Source organism: Zhouia spongiae (assembly GCF_022760175.1).
In the GTDB taxonomy this organism is placed as follows: Bacteria; Bacteroidota; Bacteroidia; order Flavobacteriales; family Flavobacteriaceae; genus Zhouia; species Zhouia spongiae.
The window spans coordinates 2542273-2561285 of sequence record NZ_CP094326.1; the positions used below are offsets into that span (position 1 = coordinate 2542273).

Annotated in this window: 11 protein-coding genes; 2 read left to right on the plus strand and 9 right to left on the minus strand. The window is 39.4% G+C overall.

Annotated elements, in window-relative coordinates:
• Positions 1-2: 2 nt before the first annotated feature.
• Positions 3-2210 carry a bifunctional alpha,alpha-trehalose-phosphate synthase (UDP-forming)/trehalose-phosphatase gene (locus MQE36_RS11140; RefSeq protein ID WP_242936052.1) on the minus strand — a complete coding sequence of 736 codons (2208 nt, stop codon included), beginning with the start codon at positions 2208-2210 and terminating at the stop codon, positions 3-5.
• 80 nt (positions 2211-2290) lie between these two features.
• Between MQE36_RS11140 and MQE36_RS11145 the strand changes: the two genes are divergently transcribed.
• The gene (locus MQE36_RS11145; protein ID WP_242936053.1) at positions 2291-4093 is read left to right on the plus strand and encodes a glycoside hydrolase family 15 protein; all 1803 of its coding nucleotides are present in this window, start codon (positions 2291-2293) and stop codon (positions 4091-4093) included.
• A gap of 61 nt (positions 4094-4154) precedes the next feature.
• Here the strand turns inward: MQE36_RS11145 and MQE36_RS11150 are convergent, their stop codons facing one another.
• From MQE36_RS11150 to MQE36_RS11180, 7 genes are all read right to left on the minus strand, one after another.
• Entirely contained in the window at positions 4155-5963 is a 1809-nt protein-coding gene (locus MQE36_RS11150) for an acyl-CoA dehydrogenase family protein (RefSeq protein ID WP_242936054.1), read from the minus strand.
• A 69-nt stretch (positions 5964-6032) separates the two neighbouring features.
• Positions 6033-7217, minus strand: coding sequence for an acetyl-CoA C-acyltransferase (locus MQE36_RS11155; RefSeq protein ID WP_242936055.1), 1185 nt, complete (start codon positions 7215-7217; stop codon positions 6033-6035).
• A gap of 42 nt (positions 7218-7259) precedes the next feature.
• On the minus strand, positions 7260-9665 hold the full coding sequence (locus MQE36_RS11160; protein WP_242936056.1) for a 3-hydroxyacyl-CoA dehydrogenase/enoyl-CoA hydratase family protein: 2406 nt from the start codon (positions 9663-9665) through the stop codon (positions 7260-7262).
• A gap of 66 nt (positions 9666-9731) precedes the next feature.
• Positions 9732-10190, minus strand: a complete 459-nt coding sequence (locus MQE36_RS11165) for a MarR family winged helix-turn-helix transcriptional regulator (RefSeq protein WP_242936057.1) — start codon at positions 10188-10190, stop codon at positions 9732-9734.
• A 153-nt stretch (positions 10191-10343) separates the two neighbouring features.
• Positions 10344-12116 carry an AMP-dependent synthetase/ligase gene (locus MQE36_RS11170; RefSeq protein WP_242936058.1) on the minus strand — a complete coding sequence of 591 codons (1773 nt, stop codon included), beginning with the start codon at positions 12114-12116 and terminating at the stop codon, positions 10344-10346.
• Positions 12117-12237: 121 nt separating this feature from the next.
• On the minus strand, positions 12238-15897 hold the full coding sequence (gene purL / locus MQE36_RS11175; RefSeq protein WP_242936059.1) for a phosphoribosylformylglycinamidine synthase: 3660 nt from the start codon (positions 15895-15897) through the stop codon (positions 12238-12240).
• 111 nt (positions 15898-16008) lie between these two features.
• Entirely contained in the window at positions 16009-17223 is a 1215-nt protein-coding gene (locus MQE36_RS11180; RefSeq protein WP_242936060.1) for an RsmB/NOP family class I SAM-dependent RNA methyltransferase, read from the minus strand.
• 185 nt (positions 17224-17408) lie between these two features.
• On the opposite strand from MQE36_RS11180, the gene MQE36_RS11185 reads away from it, so the two are divergent.
• Positions 17409-18518, plus strand: a complete 1110-nt coding sequence (locus MQE36_RS11185) for a beta propeller repeat protein (protein WP_242936061.1) — start codon at positions 17409-17411, stop codon at positions 18516-18518.
• Positions 18519-18553: 35 nt separating this feature from the next.
• Here MQE36_RS11185 and MQE36_RS11190 read toward each other — a convergent pair whose 3' ends face one another.
• Complete coding sequence (locus MQE36_RS11190) at positions 18554-19012, minus strand: hypothetical protein (protein WP_242936062.1); 459 nt, start codon at positions 19010-19012, stop codon at positions 18554-18556.
• Position 19013 lies beyond the last annotated feature (1 nt).

The following is a 19013-nucleotide window of genomic DNA, read 5'->3' on the forward strand; positions in this document are numbered from 1 at the left end:
GCTTAACTTACTAATTGATTGAGCAATGTCCTGACTTCAGAGGTGTCTTTCAGGTAGTATTTGGCTTTCGTGTTTTTAAATCCGACTTTCACTGTTTTTGCATTTTCCGGTAACTCTTCAAACATGTATTCGTCTGTCCAGTCATCTCCTATAGCCATAATAAAATCATAATTTTTATCAGTTAAAAAGCGAGTGGCTGCCCTTCCTTTATTAACATTACTGCTTTTTATTTCAACGACTTTGTTACCCTCCAGGACTGAGAGTTCGTTATTGGATATTAAGTGTGTTAACACGGTATTTAATTCTACTGTACGTCTTTGTGCTAATTCAGGATCAGCTTTTCGGTAATGCCAGGCCAAGGAGTAGTTCTTTTTTTCAATAAATGTTCCGGGGGTTCTGTCTACAAAAGTTTCCAGAACAGGTAGTATTTTGTCCATCCAGTCTTTTTTAATGCGTTCAAGCGGTTCCCAATCCTTATGGGCATGTTTTAACCATACGCCATGGTCGGTAATTAAGTTGTAGCCATTCCCTCCAAGCCATTTGCTTAAAGTTTCCCTATCTCGACCACTAATAATTACTATATCCGTATTTTCATTTTGGTTGAGGTTATCGAGGAGTGTAATAAGTAGGTCATCAGGAGATGCGTCTTGCGGGTTATTTTTAAATCCCACCAAAGTACCGTCATAATCCAGTAACAGTAATTTTTTGTCAGCATTATGATATTCCGAGATGATTTTATCTTTTAAATGTTTTTCGAGCTTTTTTGCTACAATTGCTTCTTTTATTGTTTTAGTGGCGTTTAAAGATTTAAAAAACTCTTCAGCCCATTTTTCGACACTATATCTCGCCAATCTTTTTTGAAGAATATGGTTTCTTGTTTTTTGCTCTTCCAGAGGCATTTCGATAGCTTTTTTAATTGCATCGGCGATTTCCTCATAACTTGTTGGGTTAATTAATATAGCTTCGCTCATTTCTATTGAGGCTCCGGCCATTTCACTTAAAATTAAAACGCCGTCGTTATTGACCCTGGTTGCAATATATTCTTTAGCGACAAGATTCATTCCGTCCCGGAGCGGAGTTATAAGGGCTACATCCGCAGAGGTATATAGGTCAATGAGGTTGCCAAAAGGCATGGAACGATAAAAATACCAGATGGGGGTCCAGCTGACAGTGGCAAATTTTCCATTAATCCGGCCTACCAATTCATCGGTTTCTCTTTTTAATTTCTGATATGTATCTACGTTCGATCGGGAGGGGACGGCAAGCATCACTAACCTTACTTTTTCTCTGTATTGTGGGTATTTGTCGAGGAAAAACTCAAAGGCTTTGATTCTGTTGGGAATACCTTTTGTATAGTCTAAACGGTCTATTGACAAGATGATTTTAGCATCCGGAGATGATTCAATATGATCCTCCAGACGTCGATGAAATTCTGTTTTCTCGTTAGGTGACCGTTGTTCGTGTTTGAGAGCTGCATTGTGGAATTTTTGATAATCAATCCCCATGGGAAACGAATCAACTTTTACGATTCTGTCGTGGTATGATATTTCGTTAAAATTGACTTCCAGTTTTAATAATCGTTTTACTGAACTCAAGAAATGTCTTTCATAGTCATATGTATGAAATCCGAGCAAGTCGGCTCCTAGCATCCCGTGAAGTAGTTCCTCACGCCACGGAAAAACCCTGAAAATTTCATAGGAAGGATAAGGGATGTGCAAAAAGAAACCAATAGAAGTATTAGGTTTTTTGTCTTTAATGAGTTTGGGTAAGAGTAATAACTGGTAATCATGTACCCACACCGTATCACCGTCTTCAATATTTTCTATAACCACATCGGCAAATTTTTGATTTACCTCTTTGTATGATTCCCATTGGTCTTTGTCAAATTCGGCATATTCCAAGAAATAATGGAATAATGGCCATAGCGCTTTATTACTGAATCCGAAATAGAAATCTTCGACATCTTGTCGGTTTAAAGGTACGGACACACATTTTTCCCGGGTAATCGCTTCCTGCACTTTCTCGGAAAGTTCGGGAGTAAGTTCTTCTTCCGTTACTCCGGACCACCCCACCCAGATACCATTTCCTTCCGTATGAACCGATCTCATGCCCGTAGCAAGCCCGCCTACACTCGGTTTAATAGTTAATTCGTCATTTTCCAGCTTTACTTGCAGCGGGAGCCGGTTAGAAATGATTATCGTTTTATTCATGTACTTGTTTTGGTTTGCAATTAAGATTTTCCTTAATTTAAAGAAAAATTGGCGGTAATCACTTATAAAATAGAAATTTAATGAAAAACTTGGATTATGGTATCATAGGTAACTGCAGGAGTGCAGCATTAATATCTAAATACGGATCGTTGGATTGGTGTTGCCTTCCGGAATTTGATTCTTCATCGGTTTTTGCGAAAATATTAGATGAGAAGATAGGAGGGAGTTTTGAAATTTTAGTAGATGATGATTATGCTGTAAATCAATATTATATTCCTGGAACCAGTATTTTGGTGACTAGCTTTCACAGGGGGAATGATGCTTTTGAAATAAGAGATTTCATGCCCCGGTATAAAAAGGATAGTGGCGGTTATCATTCTCCTCCTGAAGTAGTTAGGTATGTAAAGCTTGTCTCCGGAACTCCCGTTTTTAAGGTAAAGTACAATCCGAAGCTGGAATATGCAATCGGAACTACAAGGTCGTATGCCAAAGATAATTTTATTGCAAGTTTAACCCATGAAGAACGTTTTGATACTTTATTTCTGTATACCAATTTTAAGAAGGATAAGATCATTGATGGTGAAGAAATAAAATTGATCAAGAATGGTTATTTCCTGATTACATACCATGAAAAAATATTAGAGCCGACTGTTAAAAGCATTTACCTTGAACTTGAACGCACCAAAGTTTATTGGCTAAATTGGGTAGAGCGTATTCCGGTATATGAGCAGTATAGTGACTGGATAGAGCGCAGTGCTATTACCCTTAAGTTACTGAGTTATCAGAAATCAGGGGCCGTGCTTGCAGCGGCAACCACTTCATTGCCGGAAACCATTGGTGAGGTGAGAAACTGGGATTATCGATTTTGCTGGATAAGAGATGCATCAATGGTTATTAAAGTTTCGTCGGAATTAGGGCATAAAAATATGGTAAAACGATTTTTGAGATTTATTACAGACCTGATGCCAGATAAGGATGAGAAACTCCAGATTATGTATGGGATAAACCGGGAAAAAGAACTTACAGAACGAACGCTCGATCATTTAAATGGGTATGAGGGCTCCAAACCTGTCCGAATCGGTAATGCTGCTTACGAACAACGCCAGAATGATATCTATGGTATTTTGATGGATGTCATTCATCAGCAATTAGTGCATTTCAGAACCGATATAGAACACGATGAGGAATTATGGAGTATAACAAAAGGGATTGTGTGGGTTGTTAATAAACACTGGACGGAGCCCGATAAGGGAATCTGGGAATTTCGAACAGAGGAGCGCCATTTTACATTTTCAAAAGTATTATGTTGGGTCGCTATTGAACGGGCGCTTAGGGTAGCGCAACTTCTGAAGAAAGATTCGAAAATCAAAAAATGGGAGATTCTGGAGCAACAAATCAAAGAAGATATCCTGGCGAATGCCTGGAATGAAGAGAAACAAGCATTTACACAATCGTATGGTTCTGCTGATCTTGATGCATCTGTTTTACTCATGGAATCCTATGGCTTTATAGAGGCAAAAAATCCAAAGTATATAAGTACTGTAAAAGCCATAGGAGAGGAGCTTAGTAATGACGGACTTTTATACAGGTACAAAAACAAAGATGATTTTGGTTTACCAAGCTCATCATTTACAATCTGTACTTTCTGGTATATCAATAGTTTGTTTAAAATCGGGGAACACGAGCCTGCCCAAAGGTTATTTAATCAACTACTCTCGTATAGTAATCATTTGGGATTATTTAGCGAAGATATAGATTTTAAAACGAAGCGTTTACTTGGCAATTTCCCTCAGGCGTATTCGCATTTGGCTTTGATTGAAACCGCCATGAATTTTTCGAGCGTTTCCAAAGAAGATGATATACTGGAGAAACTTCAGAAATAACTAAAAGCCGCTGATGCGGCTTTTAGCTAACAATTAAATCATATAACCGGTTAAAACCAACTTAAAAAACATAGGCATTTTCTTCAGAAATCTTTTCGGCAATCTGGTCTCTGAGTGCAACTATATTAGGCATGTTTGTGTATTTGGTGTATCGCTTAAGTCCCATAAGCATCATACGTTGCTCATCACCTTCAGCAAATGATATTATAGCTTCTTTTCCTTTAGAATTAATTTTTTCAACAGCATTGAATAAATAAAGTTTAGACATTGCTATTTGATCTTTCTGAGATTCTTCTCCAAAGCGTTTTGCATTTTTATCAGTTCTCAGTATGGCAGATTCCGCCATGTATATTTCTATCATGATATCGGCAGCCGCCATTAATAATTGCTGATGTTCTTCCAGGTCTTGTCCGTACTTCTGAACTGCTGCACCTGCAATCATTAAGAATGCTTTTTTCAGTTTCCCCAGAATCTCTTTTTCTTCCGAAAATAATTCAGAATAATCGGGAGTATCAAAAGAAGGGATTCCCATTAACTCGTCTTTTACGGCCATGGCCGGACCTAAAAGATCAACATGTCCCTTCATCGCTTTTTTAATAAGCATCCCAACGGTAAGCATTCTGTTAATTTCGTTGGTTCCTTCATAAATCCTTGAAATTCTCGCGTCACGCCATGCAGATTCCATTGGTGTGTCGGCACTAAAACCCATTCCCCCAAAAATCTGGATGCCTTCATCTGTACATTCCTGAACATCTTCCGATACTGCCACTTTAAGGATCGAACATTCAATAGCGTATTCTTCTACACCTTTTAATTCAGCTTCCTGATGAGAATTTCCTTCAGATTCACGAATTGCGATACGGTCTTCGATGTCTTTAGCCGCCCTGTAACAGGCAGATTCACCGACATAGGCAGCGGTGGCCATGTTTGCAAGTTTTTGCTTAATCGCTCCGAATTTAACAATTGGCGTTTTAAACTGAATACGTTCATTAGCATATTTAACGGCTTCGGTTATAACTCTTCTCTGGGCATCCAGGCAAGCAGCAGCTAGCTTTATTCTTCCTATATTAAGGGCGTTCATGGCTATTTTGAAACCGTTACCACGTTCTGATAACATGTTTTCAACCGGAACCTTGGTATCGCTAAAGAATACCTGACGGGTGGAAGAGGAATGAATCCCTAATTTGTGCTCTTCTTCACCAAGGGTAATACCATTTCCGGGATCATTCTCAACAATAAAACCAGTAATGTTTTTGTCGTCTTCTATACGGGCAAAAACTATAAACAAATTAGCAAACCCGGCATTTGATATCCACATTTTTTGTCCGCTAATTTTATAATGCGTACCATCTTCTGAAAGAACAGCTTTTGTTTTCCCCGAATTAGCATCAGAACCTGCTCCGGGTTCAGTTAGACAATATGCGCCAAACCATTCTCCCGAAGCCAGTTTAGGAACATATTTTTGTTTCTGTTCTTCTGTTCCGTATAGTGTAATCGGCATGGTGCCAATTCCGGTATGCGCTCCGAACGCCGTACTAAAGGAGCCACTGGTACCAGAAATATAGTCGCAGACCAGCATCGTTGATACAAAGCCCATTCCTAGTCCGCCATACGCTTCCGGTACAGCTACACCAAGCAGCCCCAATTCTCCTGTTTTACGCATTAGTTCTTCTGTAAATGCGTAATCTTTGGTTTCAAATCTGGGTTTGTTCGGCCATAATTCACGATCTACGAATTCAATGACTGAATCACGCATCATTTTTTGCTCCTCATTGAGGTCTTCCGGAGTAAATATATCTTCCGCTTTAGTTTCCTTGACGATGAATTCACCGCCACGAGTTAATTTTTTGTTTATAGATTCTGTACTCATTTTATATAGTTTTTTAGTTAGTATTGAGTTTAAACAGTCTCATTACTCTAGTCCCATTTCTTGATCTGATTAATTCAAAAATTCGTATACGCCGGCAGCACCTTGCCCTGTTCCAACGCACATGGTAACAATACCATATTTATGCTGCCTTCTTCTCATTTCGTCAAACAACTGAACAGAAAGTTTAGCGCCTGTACAACCAAGAGGATGACCAAGTGATATAGCACCTCCATTTACATTTACAATTTCAGGATCTAAACCTAATTTTCGGATAACGGCTAACGACTGAGAAGCAAAGGCTTCATTTAATTCGAAAAGCTCAATGTCATTCAGTTTCAGTCCAGCCTGGTCAATAGCCTTTGGAATCGCTTTAATAGGACCTATCCCCATGATACGGGGTTCAACACCTACTGCGGCATATGACACTAATCTGGCAATAGGTTCCAGATTTAGTTCTTTTACCATTTTTTCACTCATAACCAATACGAAAGCGGCACCATCGCTCATTTGTGATGAGTTACCCGCAGTAACACTTCCACCTTGAGCAAACACCGGGCGCAACCTTCCTAATGCTTCTATCGATGTATCTGCCCTGGGGCCTTCATCTGTATCTACAATATAGCTTTTGGTTACTTTTTTGTTGTTCTTGTCAACATATACTTGTTCGATATTTATCGGTACAATCTGTTCTTTGAATTTCCCTTCTTTAATAGCATTTAAAGCTCTTTGATGTGAATTATATGCAAACACATCCTGATCGGCTCTCGAAACGTTATATTCATTGGCTACGGCTTCAGCTGTAAGTCCCATTCCCCAATAATAATCTTCGTGCCCTTCTTTAGCTAATTGATAATCCGGAACAGGTTTGTATCCACCCATCGGAATAAAGCTCATACTTTCAGCACCACCGGCAATAATACAATCGGCCATTCCCGACTGAATTTTGGCCGTAGCGATACCAATAGTTTCTAACCCGGAAGCGCAGTACCTGTTTACGGTAACTCCCGGAACATCCTCTGTTTTTAATCCCATTAATGAAATCAGGCGTCCCATGTTAAGGCCTTGCTCGGCTTCCGGCATAGCGTTCCCTACAATAACATCGTCTATACGATTTTTATCAAGTTCAGGAACTTTGTCCATTATGTATTGGATGGTTTCCGCAGCTAATTCATCAGGACGTTTAAAACGAAACAGTCCTCTTGGGGCTTTCCCTACTGCTGTTCGATATGCTTTTACTATATATGCTGTTTTCATTTTATTAAATTTTTTAGAAAAGATTATTAAAACATTCAACCATTAATTTCTCAGTGGTTTTCCCGTCTTTAACATATGCTGAATACGTTCTAATGTTTTTCTTTCGGTACACAGCGATAAGAAAGCTTCACGTTCAATGTCTAATAAATATTGTTCGGATACATAACCAGCTTCAGATAAGTCTCCACCGGCCATAACATAGGCCAGTTTATTGGCAATCTTCTTATCGTGATCAGAAATGTATTTACCCGCATACATTGCATCAGTACCTACCAAGAACATGCCTAATGCCTGTTTTCCTAATACCTTAACATCGGTGCGTTTAATCGGCTTCGTGTATCCTGCTTCGGCAAGCAACAGGGCATGTTTTTTAGCTTCAGCAATTTGTCTGTCTTTATTTACGACGACCACATCTTTTCCTTTTTGGAGGATATTAAGGTCGTAGGCTTCGTAAGCTGAGGTAGAAACTTTTGCCATACCAATTGTAAGGAAGTGTTCTCTTAACACGTTCAATTCCACATCATCTTTTCTGAATAAGTCAGATGCACGGAGCGCCATTTCTTTAGAGCCACCACCTCCGGGAATCACACCAACCCCAAATTCTACCAACCCGATATATGTTTCTGCTGCAGCTACTATTTTATCGGCATGTAACGACAATTCACAGCCGCCTCCCAGGGTCATTCCGTGCGGGGCTGAAATGGTAGGGATTGAAGAATATCGCATACGCATCATGGTATCCTGGAACATCTTGATAGCCATATTCAGCTCATCGTATTCTTGTTCTACAGCCATCATAAATATCATTCCGATATTGGCTCCTACCGAGAAGTTAGCTCCTTGATTTCCAATTACTAGTCCCTGAAAGTCTTTTTCAGCCAGATCGATAGCTTTATTTAGTCCTGCAAGGACGTCGCCTCCTATGGTATTCATCTTAGACTGGAATTCACAGTTTAAGATACCATCACCTAAATCTTCAACGACTACACCACTATTTTTCCAGACCTCGTTCGATTTTCTGATGTTGTCAAGTATGATGAAGGCATCCTGCCCCGGCTTTTTAACTTGCTTTTTTGCAGGAATATCGTAGTAGAATGTAGCACCGTCTTTAACCGTATAGAATGAAGAGTTGCCTCCTTCGGTCATTTCAGTTATCCATGAAGCTGTTTCGTAGCCTTCAGCTTTCATTAATTCAATTCCTTTTTCAACACCGATGGCATCCCATATTTCAAACGGACCGTTATCCCATCCAAAACCGGCTTTCATGGCATCGTCTATCCGGTATAGTTCGTCAGATATTTCGGGGATACGATTCTGAACATAGGCAAATAATGCCGAAAAGTTCTTGCGGTAAAATTCACCCGCTTTATCTTTTCCTCCTGTCAGCACTTTAAATCTGTCTATAGGTTTATCTATAGTTTTAGTAAGTTCCAAAGTAGGGAAGGATACTTTCTTTTTGGTGCGATATTCCATGGTGTCTAAGTCTAATGACAGTATATCACTTTTACCGTCATCGCTTTTTACCTTTTTATAAAACCCTTGTCCCGTTTTACTACCGAGCCATTTGTTTTCCATCATGGTCTCTATAAATCCGGGGAGTTTGAAGAGTCCGTGAGCCTCATCTTCGGGGCAGTTTTCATAGAGTCCGTTTGCAACATGAACTAAGGTGTCTAGGCCTACTACATCGACAGTTCTGAAAGTGGCTGATTTAGGCCTTCCGATAACCGGACCGGTAAGTTTATCAACTTCCTCCACGGTGAGTCCCATCTCTTTAACCTGATGAAATAAACTCTGAATTCCGAATATTCCAATTCGGTTTCCTATAAATGCCGGAGTATCTTTGGCTAAAACCGATGTCTTTCCTAAAAACTTTTCGCCATATGACATTAAGAAGTCAGTAACTTCCTGACTACAGTCAGGTCCGGGAACTACTTCAAATAATTTCAGATAGCGCGGAGGATTAAAGAAGTGCGTTACCGCAAAGTGTTTTTGGAAATCCTCACTTCTACCTTCATTCATAAAGGAAATAGGAATACCGGAGGTGTTTGAAGTAATTAAAGTGCCCGGTTTTCTGTGTTTTTCTATTTGTTCGAAAACCTTTTTCTTGATATCAAGTCTTTCAACAACTACTTCAATGATCCAGTCTACGCCGGAAATTTTATGCAGGTCATCCTCTAAATTTCCAGTTTGTATTCTATTGGCAAACTTTTGATGATAAATAGGGGACGGCTTTGATTTTAATGCGCTTGTAAGATTGTCGTTTACTATTCTATTTCTAACAACCGGGTTTTCGAGAGTTAAGCCTTTTGCCTGTTCTTTTTCGGTAAGTTCTCTGGGAACGATATCCAGTAATAAAACTTCAACTCCAATATTGGCAAAGTGGCATGCAATACCACTCCCCATTATCCCGGAGCCGATTACAGCAACTTTATTAATTCTTCGTGTCATGTTTTCTCTTTTATAGTTTTTAAAAATGACAAAGCCACCAGATCAGGACAGATATGATGGCTTTATTTATGATTTTTCTGTGTTAACTTCTTGGGTATATACTTTTTTCTCTGTGATCAGTTCATTAATTGTTTCCATCACATTGAAAAAGCCATTCAGGTCCGTTTCTGATACATTGGATTTAACCACCTCGTTGAACCTTAAAACCACAGCTTTAGAAATTTCTCTCTTTTCTTTCCCAAAAGCGGTCAGGCATATTAAGACACTTCTACCGTCTTCCGGATTGGGTTTACGGCGGATTAAACCTTTTTCTTCCATATTTTTTAGAATTCGGGAAAGACTGGTAGATTCCATTCCCATTCTTGGTCCAAGAGAAGTAGAGGGCGTACCCTTTTCAGGATCTATACTCAGAAGTGTAAAACCAGTAGCCATAGTGGTTTCAAACTTTGCTGCTTCTTCATTATACATTCTGGCTACAGCTTGCCAGGTGGCCCTTAAGGCATAATCTATGGTTTTATCTTTCATTTTATTTATTATGCATTCCTCAAATATAACAAAAAATGCTATGCATGCATAACAAATAAAAATAAAAATTTTGTTAATAATTTTGAGGGTAATTCAAAAAAAACTCCTTTTAATTAAAAGGAGTCTTGTATAGTGTCATAAAAACGAAATTTGTCAGCGGCCATAAATTTCGTTATACAAGTTTATATATTTCTCTTTAATGATTTTTCGTTTAAGCTTCATAGTGGGAGTGAGGTGTCCTTCTTCAATGCTCCAGACATCAGGGGTTAGCCTAAAGACTTTGATTCGTTCCCATTTGCCGAAATGTGCATTGTAAAAATCAATCTCTTCCTGGATGCGTTCGATTAAAGTTTCATTTTTTGAAAGAGCTTCAAGCGTATTTCCGAGGTCAATATTATGACGTCTGGCCCACTCTTCAACAAATTCGAAATTAGGTTGAATTAATGCTCCGGGCATTTTTTCCCCTTCACCAACAACCATTATTTGTTCTATGAAGCGAGATTGCTTCATTTCATTTTCGATTAGCTGCGGAGCTACGTATTTACCTCCGGAGGTTTTAAACATTTCCTTTTTGCGGTCAGTGATTTTTAAAAAACCTTCTTTATCGATTTCACCGATATCGCCTGTATGAAAATAACCATCGGTCATTACACCGGCTGTTTTTTCGGGATCTTTATAATAGCCTACCATCACATTGGGACCTTTGCACAGGATTTCTCCGTCTTCAGCGATTTTCACGTCTACATTTGGCAGCATTTTACCGACTGTACCTATTTTCCACCCCCGGTTACGTTGATCATTAACAGCAATTACAGGAGATGTTTCTGTAAGTCCGTAGCCTTCCATAATAGGAATTCCGGCAGCAGCAAAAACTCTGGCCAATCTGGGTTGTAAAGCAGCACTTCCCGAAACCATGATTTTTAATTGACCTCCAAGGCCTTCTTGCCATTTACTGAATATCAGCTTGCGGGCAATCCCTAGTTTTTTCTCATACCACCATCCATTATCTCCATAGGGTTCAAATTCTTCGCCCAGTGCTAATGCCCAAAAGAATAATTTTTTCTTGATCCCCTTTAAATCACTTCCCTTGGCATAAATTTTATCATATACTTTTTCTGTAAGCCTTGGAACAACCGTCATGACATGTGGCTTGATTTCTTTAAGATTGTCGCCCATTTTTTCGATGGATTCTGCAAAATGGATACGGATACCGCAATATTGGTATAAGTAAACGACCATTCGTTCGAAAATATGACAAATAGGGAGGAAGCTTAATGCTTTATCGCCTGTGTCCAATGGTACGCGTTCTTCACTATCCACTACATTAGATACGATATTTTTATGAGTCAGCATTACTCCTTTTGGCCTGCCTGTTGTGCCTGAGGTGTAGATGAGGGTTGCCAGATCGTCTGGTTGCACTTTTTCTTTTACAGCTTCGACTTCACTTTGATTACTGTCATCTTCTCCCAAAGCCAAGACTTCATTCCAGTTTTTACAGCTTTCTATGGTATCAAAGCTATAGACCTCTTTCAGGCTTGGAACATTGTTCCGGATGGCACGTACCTTGGTTAAGACTTCTTCGTCAGAGACAAAACAGTAAATTGATTCGGAGTGATTTAATACATATTCATAATCTTCTTCAGATATGGTGGGGTATATGGGTACATTCTGAGCTCCTAATTGTAAAACTCCGATATCGACCATATGCCATTCTGTTCTGTTAGTAGAAGAAATAACAGCTATTTTGTCGTTAGGTTTTACTCCCATTCTCAATAGTGCTCTACTAATTTTATTAGCATTATTTACATATTCCTGAGAAGAAGTTTTTACCCAATTATCATTATGCTTGGTAACCAAAGCATCTTCTAAATTGAATTTTTCTAATTGATAATATGGAATATCAAATAATCGGGAAACTTTGTTCATATCTGTGTGAGATTAAGTGATTTGCAAAATATGAAAAAAGCCCTTTAATTTCAATAGATGTCATAAAAAAAGGAGTTGTATGTTATCAACTCCTTAATTTTTAATAAGATATATTTCTAAATTACTTTTTTTCTAACCATTTTCTGGCATTTACAAAAGCTTCTATCCATGGAGAAACTTCATCTTTTCTTCCATTGGGGTAGTTTGCCCAGTTCCATTGGAAGATAGAGCGTTCAATATGAGGCATGGTTACCAGGTGCCTACCTGTTCTGTCACACATCATAGCTGTATTGTAGTCAGAGCCGTTTGGATTTGCAGGGTAACCTTCGTACCCATATTTAGCAACAATATTATAACGATCTTCAGAAAGAGGTAACCTGAACTTACCTTCACCATGAGAAATCCATACACCCAATGTAGTACCGGCAAGGGTGGAAAGCATTACAGAGTTATTCTCCTGCACTTTTACAGAGGTAAAGCTACTCTCGTGTTTATGAGAATCGTTATAAGTCATTTTTCCATGAACTTCATGCTCAGGATTTAGAACCTCCAGCTCCATAAATAACTGACATCCGTTACAGATACCTACAGAAAGAGTATCTTCTCTCTCGAAGAATTTTTTAAGGGCATTGTTTGCTTTCTCGTTATACAGGAAAGCTCCGGCCCACCCTTTGGCGCTTCCGAGAACATCTGAATTTGAAAAACCTCCAACAGCTCCGATAAACTGAATATCTTCAAGAGTTTCTCTTCCCGAGATAAGGTCGGTCATGTGCACATCTTTTACGTCAAAACCTGCCAAATACATTGCGTTGGCCATTTCACGTTCAGAATTACTTCCTTTTTCTCTTAGAATAGCCGCCTTTGGTCTTGGTTTGGAATTATCAATATCAGGACGTCTACCTGTAAAGTGACCGGGGAATTGGTATTGTAAAGCCTGATTTTTATAATTATCAAATCGTTCTTTTGCTAAACCATTAGCCGTTTGCTTCTGATCTAACAGATAAGATGTTTTAAACCAGATATCTCTGTATTTCGCTATATCAAAAGAAAATGCATCAGCATTGTTTTTGATGCTTACGATTCCGGAGTCATTTGCTTTACCGATGTTAAAGAATTCAACACTGTTGTTGGTCAAAGTTTCTTCGACAGAAGTATTGGCCTGGAATACAATCCCGGAATTTTCTGCAAATAGTATTTTAACGGTATCGTTTTCACCTAAACTGCTCAGATCAAGATCTGCACCAAGGTTATTGTCGGCAAAACACAACTCTAATAGGGTCGTGATCAATCCACCGCTGGCAACATCGTGCCCTGCACTGATCTGATCTTCTTTTATTAATTGCTGAATGGTGTTAAAAGCAGTTTTGAATTTAACGGCGTTTTTTATTGTCGGGGTTTCATTTCCTATAACATTCAAAATTTGATTGAAAGAAGATCCTCCAAGTTTAAATGCATCTTGAGACAGGTTAATATAGTATATATTACCTCCGTCTTTTTTAAGTACAGGCTCGACAACTTTATTGATATCGTTGCAATTGGCTGCGGCAGAAATAATGACAGTTCCGGGGGCAATAACTTCTTCGTCCGGATACTTTTGCTTCATGGATAGTGAATCTTTTCCTGTCGGAATATTGATTCCCAGTTCAATGGCAAAATCAGAACAACTTTCAACAGCATCATACAAACGGGCATCTTCACCTTCATTTTTACATGGCCACATCCAGTTAGCAGAAAGCGATATGCTTTTAAGTCCATCTTTTAAAGGAGCCCATACAATGTTTGTAAGTGATTCGGCTATGGAGTTTCTGCTACCGGCAACCGGGTCGATAATAGCAGAGACAGGAGAGTGTCCTATGGAGGTAGCGATACCTTCCTTCCCTTGATAATCGAGGGCCATAACACCACAGTTGTTTAGAGGCAATTGTAGCGGACCGGCACATTGTTGTTTTGCTACGCGTCCGCCTACACAACGGTCTACTTTATTAGTTAACCAGTCTTTACAAGCCACTGCTTCAAGCTGTAATACCTGCTCAAGATATGCTGCAACTTTTTCTGTTGTGTAATCTGCGTTTTTATAATTTCGGTGAATCTTGGTGTCATTCATAATGGTTCTAGGAGAACTTCCGAACATATCAGAAAGTTCAAAATCCATCGGTTTATCACCGTTTGAAGACGACTCAAAAGTAAATCGATGATCGCCGGTAACATCACCCACTTCATACATAGGGGAACGTTCACGATCCGCGATTTTTTTCAGCGTATCTATTTTTTCCTGAGAGATTACCAGTCCCATGCGTTCCTGGCTTTCATTGCCGATAATCTCTTTTGCTGACAGGGTAGGGTCTCCAACAGGAAGTTTGTCCAGATCAATTTTTCCACCTGTTTCTTCAACCAACTCAGAGAGGCAGTTTAAGTGTCCGCCGGCACCGTGATCGTGAATAGAAACGATATCATTTTCATTGCTCTCTACCATACCGCGGATGGCATTGGCAGCGCGTTTCTGCATTTCCGGATTGGAACGTTGAACCGCATTTAGTTCGATTCCACTTTCAAACTCCCCGGTATCTGCGGAAGATACCGCAGCACCTCCCATACCAATTCGGTAGTTTTCACCACCAAGTATAACTACTTTATCTCCTTTTCTTGGAGTAGCTTTGATAGACTGATCTTCTTTACCGTAACCGATTCCGCCGGCTAACATGATCACTTTATCGAAACCAAGTTTACGGGCATCTTCTTCATGTTCGAAGGTTAATACAGAACCGGTAATTAGTGGCTGACCGAATTTATTTCCGAAATCAGAAGCTCCATTAGAGGCTTTGATCAGGATATCCATTGGAGTCTGATATAACCATTTGCGCTCATCCATGCCCTGTTCCCAAGGGCGATTTTCCTCTAAACGCGAATAAGAGGTCATATAAACAGCAGTACCCGCCAAAGGTAGAGACCCTTTTCCTCCGGCAAGACGATCACGTATTTCACCACCACTTCCAGTTGCCGCTCCATTAAAAGGCTCGACCGTAGTAGGGAAGTTGTGGGTTTCCGCTTTAAGTGAAATAACAGAATTGAAATCTTTTACTTCATAATAATCGGGCTTGTCGGCACTCTTAGGAGCAAATTGCTGCACTTTAGGTCCTTTAACAAAGGCCACATTATCTTTGTATGCAGAAACAATTTCGTTAGGGTGTGTTTCAGATGTCTTTTTTATAAGCTTAAATAAAGAACTTGGTTTCTCTTCGCCGTCAATAACAAAAGTACCGTTGAATATTTTATGGCGACAGTGTTCTGAATTTACTTGTGAAAAACCAAATACTTCGGAATCGGTTAATTTTCTTCCCAGTTTTTCTGCTAAACTGTTCAGGTATTCTATTTCATCATCACTTAATGCTAATCCTTCTTTGGTATTGTAAGCAGCAATGTCGCCTATTTCAATAATAGGTTCAGGCAGGATATCTACAGTAAAGATTTCCTGATTTAATTTCGCATATTTTTGCGAAAGCATAGGATCGTAACTTTTATCTTCTTCTGTCGAAGCAAAATATTCTTCAATTCTTTTAATGCCTTCAATTCCCATGTTTTGGGTGATTTCCACTGCATTGGTGCTCCAGGGAGTGATCATGGCAGCCCTTGGACCAATAAAGTGATTATCAATAATTTGATTCTCGATCTGTGATTGATTCCCGAAAAGCCAAACTAATTTTGAGATATCTTCTGAGTTCAGTTCAGTATTGGTCTGAACCGCATAAACTTTGGTTTTTGGATTACCGAAGAAAAGGATCATAAAAATGATGTTTGTTGTGTTGTTATTGAAAGCGCAAATTTAACCATTTATAAGAAAATAACCGCTATATAAAATCCCGCAAAAGGCGGGATTTTAAATTTTATGTAAATGTTATGATTTTCTTTCAAGCAGTGCCATATAAAATCCGTCAAAGCCTGACTGGTGAGATAGTATTCTTTCTTCTTTTACCAGCTTAAATTCTTGGCCCGGTTCGGTTTTTAAGAATTTATTAACCTGATCTTGATTTTCTGAGGGTAAAATTGAACAGGTGGCATAGACCATTTTACCGCCCGGCTTTACCATCCTGGAATAATCTTGCAGAATTTGCTGCTGCGTTTGTTTTATCTCTTCCAGAAATTCAGGTTGTAACTTCCACTTGGCGTCCGGGTTTCTGCGTAAAACCCCCAATCCGCTACAAGGGGCATCGATTAGTACCCGATCCATTTTACCGTGTAATTTTTTAATCACTTTGGTAGAGTCGATCTCTCTTGTTTCGATATTGTGGGCACCATTCCGTTTGGCTCTTCGTTTCAGCTCTTTTAGTTTATTGCCGTAGATGTCCATAGAGATTACCTGCCCTTTATTTTCCATAAGGGCAGCTAAATGGAGCGACTTGCCGCCGGCTCCGGCACAAGCGTCGGCAACACGCATTCCGGGTGCTACATCCAGATAGCTGCCAACTAATTGCGAAGAAGCATCCTGAACTTCAAAGTATCCATTTTTAAAGGCTTCGGTTGTAAAAACATTCGTACGTTCCTTCAGTTTCAATGCATCGGGATATCCCTTTATGAACGCTGTGTCTATATTATTGTCGAATAAGAGCCCTTGTAGTTTTTCTTTCGTGGTTTTTAGGGTATTTACCCTGAGTATAACATCGGCCTGTGCATTGAGTGCAGCAAGCTCATTTGTCCATATCTCGGTTCCCAGTTCTTTCCCACCGAGTTTATCCAGCCAGTCGGGGATAGATTCACGGTAGACCCTGTTTTTTGAAAGTTCATCAAAGCGTCCCTTGATACGCCTTATCGGCGTGCCTTCCAATTGTTTCCAGTCAGGGAGTTTGTATCCCCTTAAAACAGCCCAGACAGCAAAAATACGCCAAAGGTTTTCTCTGTTAAAAGGTTCCTTAACCTCTGCTATTTCTGCGTATAAACGTTTCCATCGAACGATATCGTATACAGTTTCCGCTATAAAACCGCGATCTCTGGCACCCCAGCGTTTATCTCTTTTTAAGAGTTTTTCAACTACTTTGTCGGCATATTCATTCTCGTTAAAAATGAGATGGAGACCATCAATCACCGCAAAAACTAAATTTCTGTGTAATCTCATACATATTAAATTGCGGGACAAAGGTAGGGTTTTAGGTTGAATGTATTATTTTTGATTAAAACTCATTTGCGGTATGCGCGTAAAAAATCATCATTGTACACTTTCGGTCCATGATTTGTTTTTTTGTGAATTACCAAAAGTGAAGAAATTGCGACTTCATGTTCATAAATCTAAATATCAAACAGATGAAAAAACACATATTAGTACCATTCGTATTGCTTGTACTGGCAGTTTCTTGTAAAGAAAAGCAAAAAGATAAGGAAGTGGTCAGGGAAGAAGTAAGAGAAGCAGCGGAAGTAACAGAGAAAGTTGAGGAATATGTGCCAAAGGATATTGCTGAGGTTGACATTGTAGAAATATACGACGGGGAGGTGAGCATTCGTGCAATTACCGTAATGCAAGGGAATTTGGCTTTTGCGGGATCCAAAAATATTTATGGAATCTATAATACAGACTCGAAGACGGTGAGGACCTCTACGGTGGATTATGACTCGCTTGATATTGAATTCAGGGCTGTAGCGAGTACTTCAACCGATTTTTATATGCTGTCAACAGCCAATCCTGCGATTTTGGTAAAGACGGGAGATAACGGGCAATTGGATTTGGTTTATAAAGAGGAACATGAAAAAGTGTTTTATGATAGTATGACCTTTTGGAATGATCTGGAGGGAATCGCTATGGGCGACCCAACTGAAAGTTGTATTTCAGTAATCATAACCCGTGACGGGGGAAAGACATGGAAAAAGTTATCTTGTGATGTGTTGCCGGAAACAGCAGAAGGGGAAGCTGCTTTTGCTGCCAGTGATACGAATATAAAGGTTATAGGTGATAAAACTTGGATGGTTACCGGAGGGATGCAGAGCAGGGTTTTCTTTTCTCCTGATAAAGGAGAAACATGGGAAGTATTTGATACGCCCATTGTGACGGGAGAGACCAAAGGAATATATTCTGTCGATTTTTATGATGAGGATAATGGAATTGTCATAGGAGGAGATTATAAAAATCCTGGTGATTCTGTAGCCAATAAGGCTGTCACCGTTGATGGAGGAAAAACATGGCAATTAGTGGCAAACGGGCAATCTCCGGGGTATAGGTCATGTGTGCAGTATGTTCCTGGAGGACAAGCCAAAGAAATTGTGACAGTAGGCTTTAAAGGGGTCGATTATAGTAAAGATGGAGGCAGGACTTGGAAGCATCTTTCTGATGAGGCTTTTTATACGCTTCGATTTTTAAATGACTCCATTGCTTATGCAGCCGGAAATAACAGAATAGCAAAATTGGCATTTAGAGAATGAGGAGGTTGTCTCTGAAATCTATTTTCGTCAACCGTTTATTTTTTTCTCTCTTTTCCTTTTCTTTTTTCATTCCTTAACTGGTCTATCAGTTTTCGATGAAACTCCCATTCTGCCCTTTGGAGCATCATGATTTTGCTGTATGGTAAAACAGCTTCGAGCTGCGTGAGCATATTTCTCCTGTTGGAGCACATATGGTTTTCTAATGACAGCCATTCCTGATACATTTTTTTAGCCCTGGTTTCTGATAAACTTTCCAAAGGGGTTTCTTTTAACGTTCTTTTTATTTTGCCCATTTCTTCATACTTCAATTTATGCATGGTATCGTCATATGAGTTGTAAATAGGCCAGAAACTTTCAGCTTCTTCAGTAGTGAGTGCCAGTTTTTCTGTGATAAAGGCTACCTTGAGTGCTTTTATTTTTTCATGTTTACTTTCTTGTGCCTGAAGAACAGGGACGAATAAGCATAGTATGTATAATGTAATTAATTTTTTCATT

Excerpts from the sequence above, each read along its gene's own strand:
- MQE36_RS11140 (WP_242936052.1), bottom strand. The coding sequence starts at position 2,210 with ATGAATAAAACGATAATCATTTCTAACCGGCTCCCGCTGCAAGTAAAG.
- MQE36_RS11145 (WP_242936053.1), top strand. The coding sequence starts at position 2,291 with ATGAAAAACTTGGATTATGGTATCATAGGTAACTGCAGGAGTGCAGCA.
- MQE36_RS11150 (WP_242936054.1), bottom strand. The coding sequence starts at position 5,963 with ATGAGTACAGAATCTATAAACAAAAAATTAACTCGTGGCGGTGAATTC.
- MQE36_RS11155 (WP_242936055.1), bottom strand. The coding sequence starts at position 7,217 with ATGAAAACAGCATATATAGTAAAAGCATATCGAACAGCAGTAGGGAAA.
- MQE36_RS11160 (WP_242936056.1), bottom strand. The coding sequence starts at position 9,665 with ATGACACGAAGAATTAATAAAGTTGCTGTAATCGGCTCCGGGATAATG.
- MQE36_RS11165 (WP_242936057.1), bottom strand. The coding sequence starts at position 10,190 with ATGAAAGATAAAACCATAGATTATGCCTTAAGGGCCACCTGGCAAGCT.
- MQE36_RS11170 (WP_242936058.1), bottom strand. The coding sequence starts at position 12,116 with ATGAACAAAGTTTCCCGATTATTTGATATTCCATATTATCAATTAGAA.
- purL (WP_242936059.1), bottom strand. The coding sequence starts at position 15,897 with ATGATCCTTTTCTTCGGTAATCCAAAAACCAAAGTTTATGCGGTTCAG.
- MQE36_RS11180 (WP_242936060.1), bottom strand. The coding sequence starts at position 17,223 with ATGAGATTACACAGAAATTTAGTTTTTGCGGTGATTGATGGTCTCCAT.
- MQE36_RS11185 (WP_242936061.1), top strand. The coding sequence starts at position 17,409 with ATGAAAAAACACATATTAGTACCATTCGTATTGCTTGTACTGGCAGTT.
- MQE36_RS11190 (WP_242936062.1), bottom strand. The coding sequence starts at position 19,012 with ATGAAAAAATTAATTACATTATACATACTATGCTTATTCGTCCCTGTT.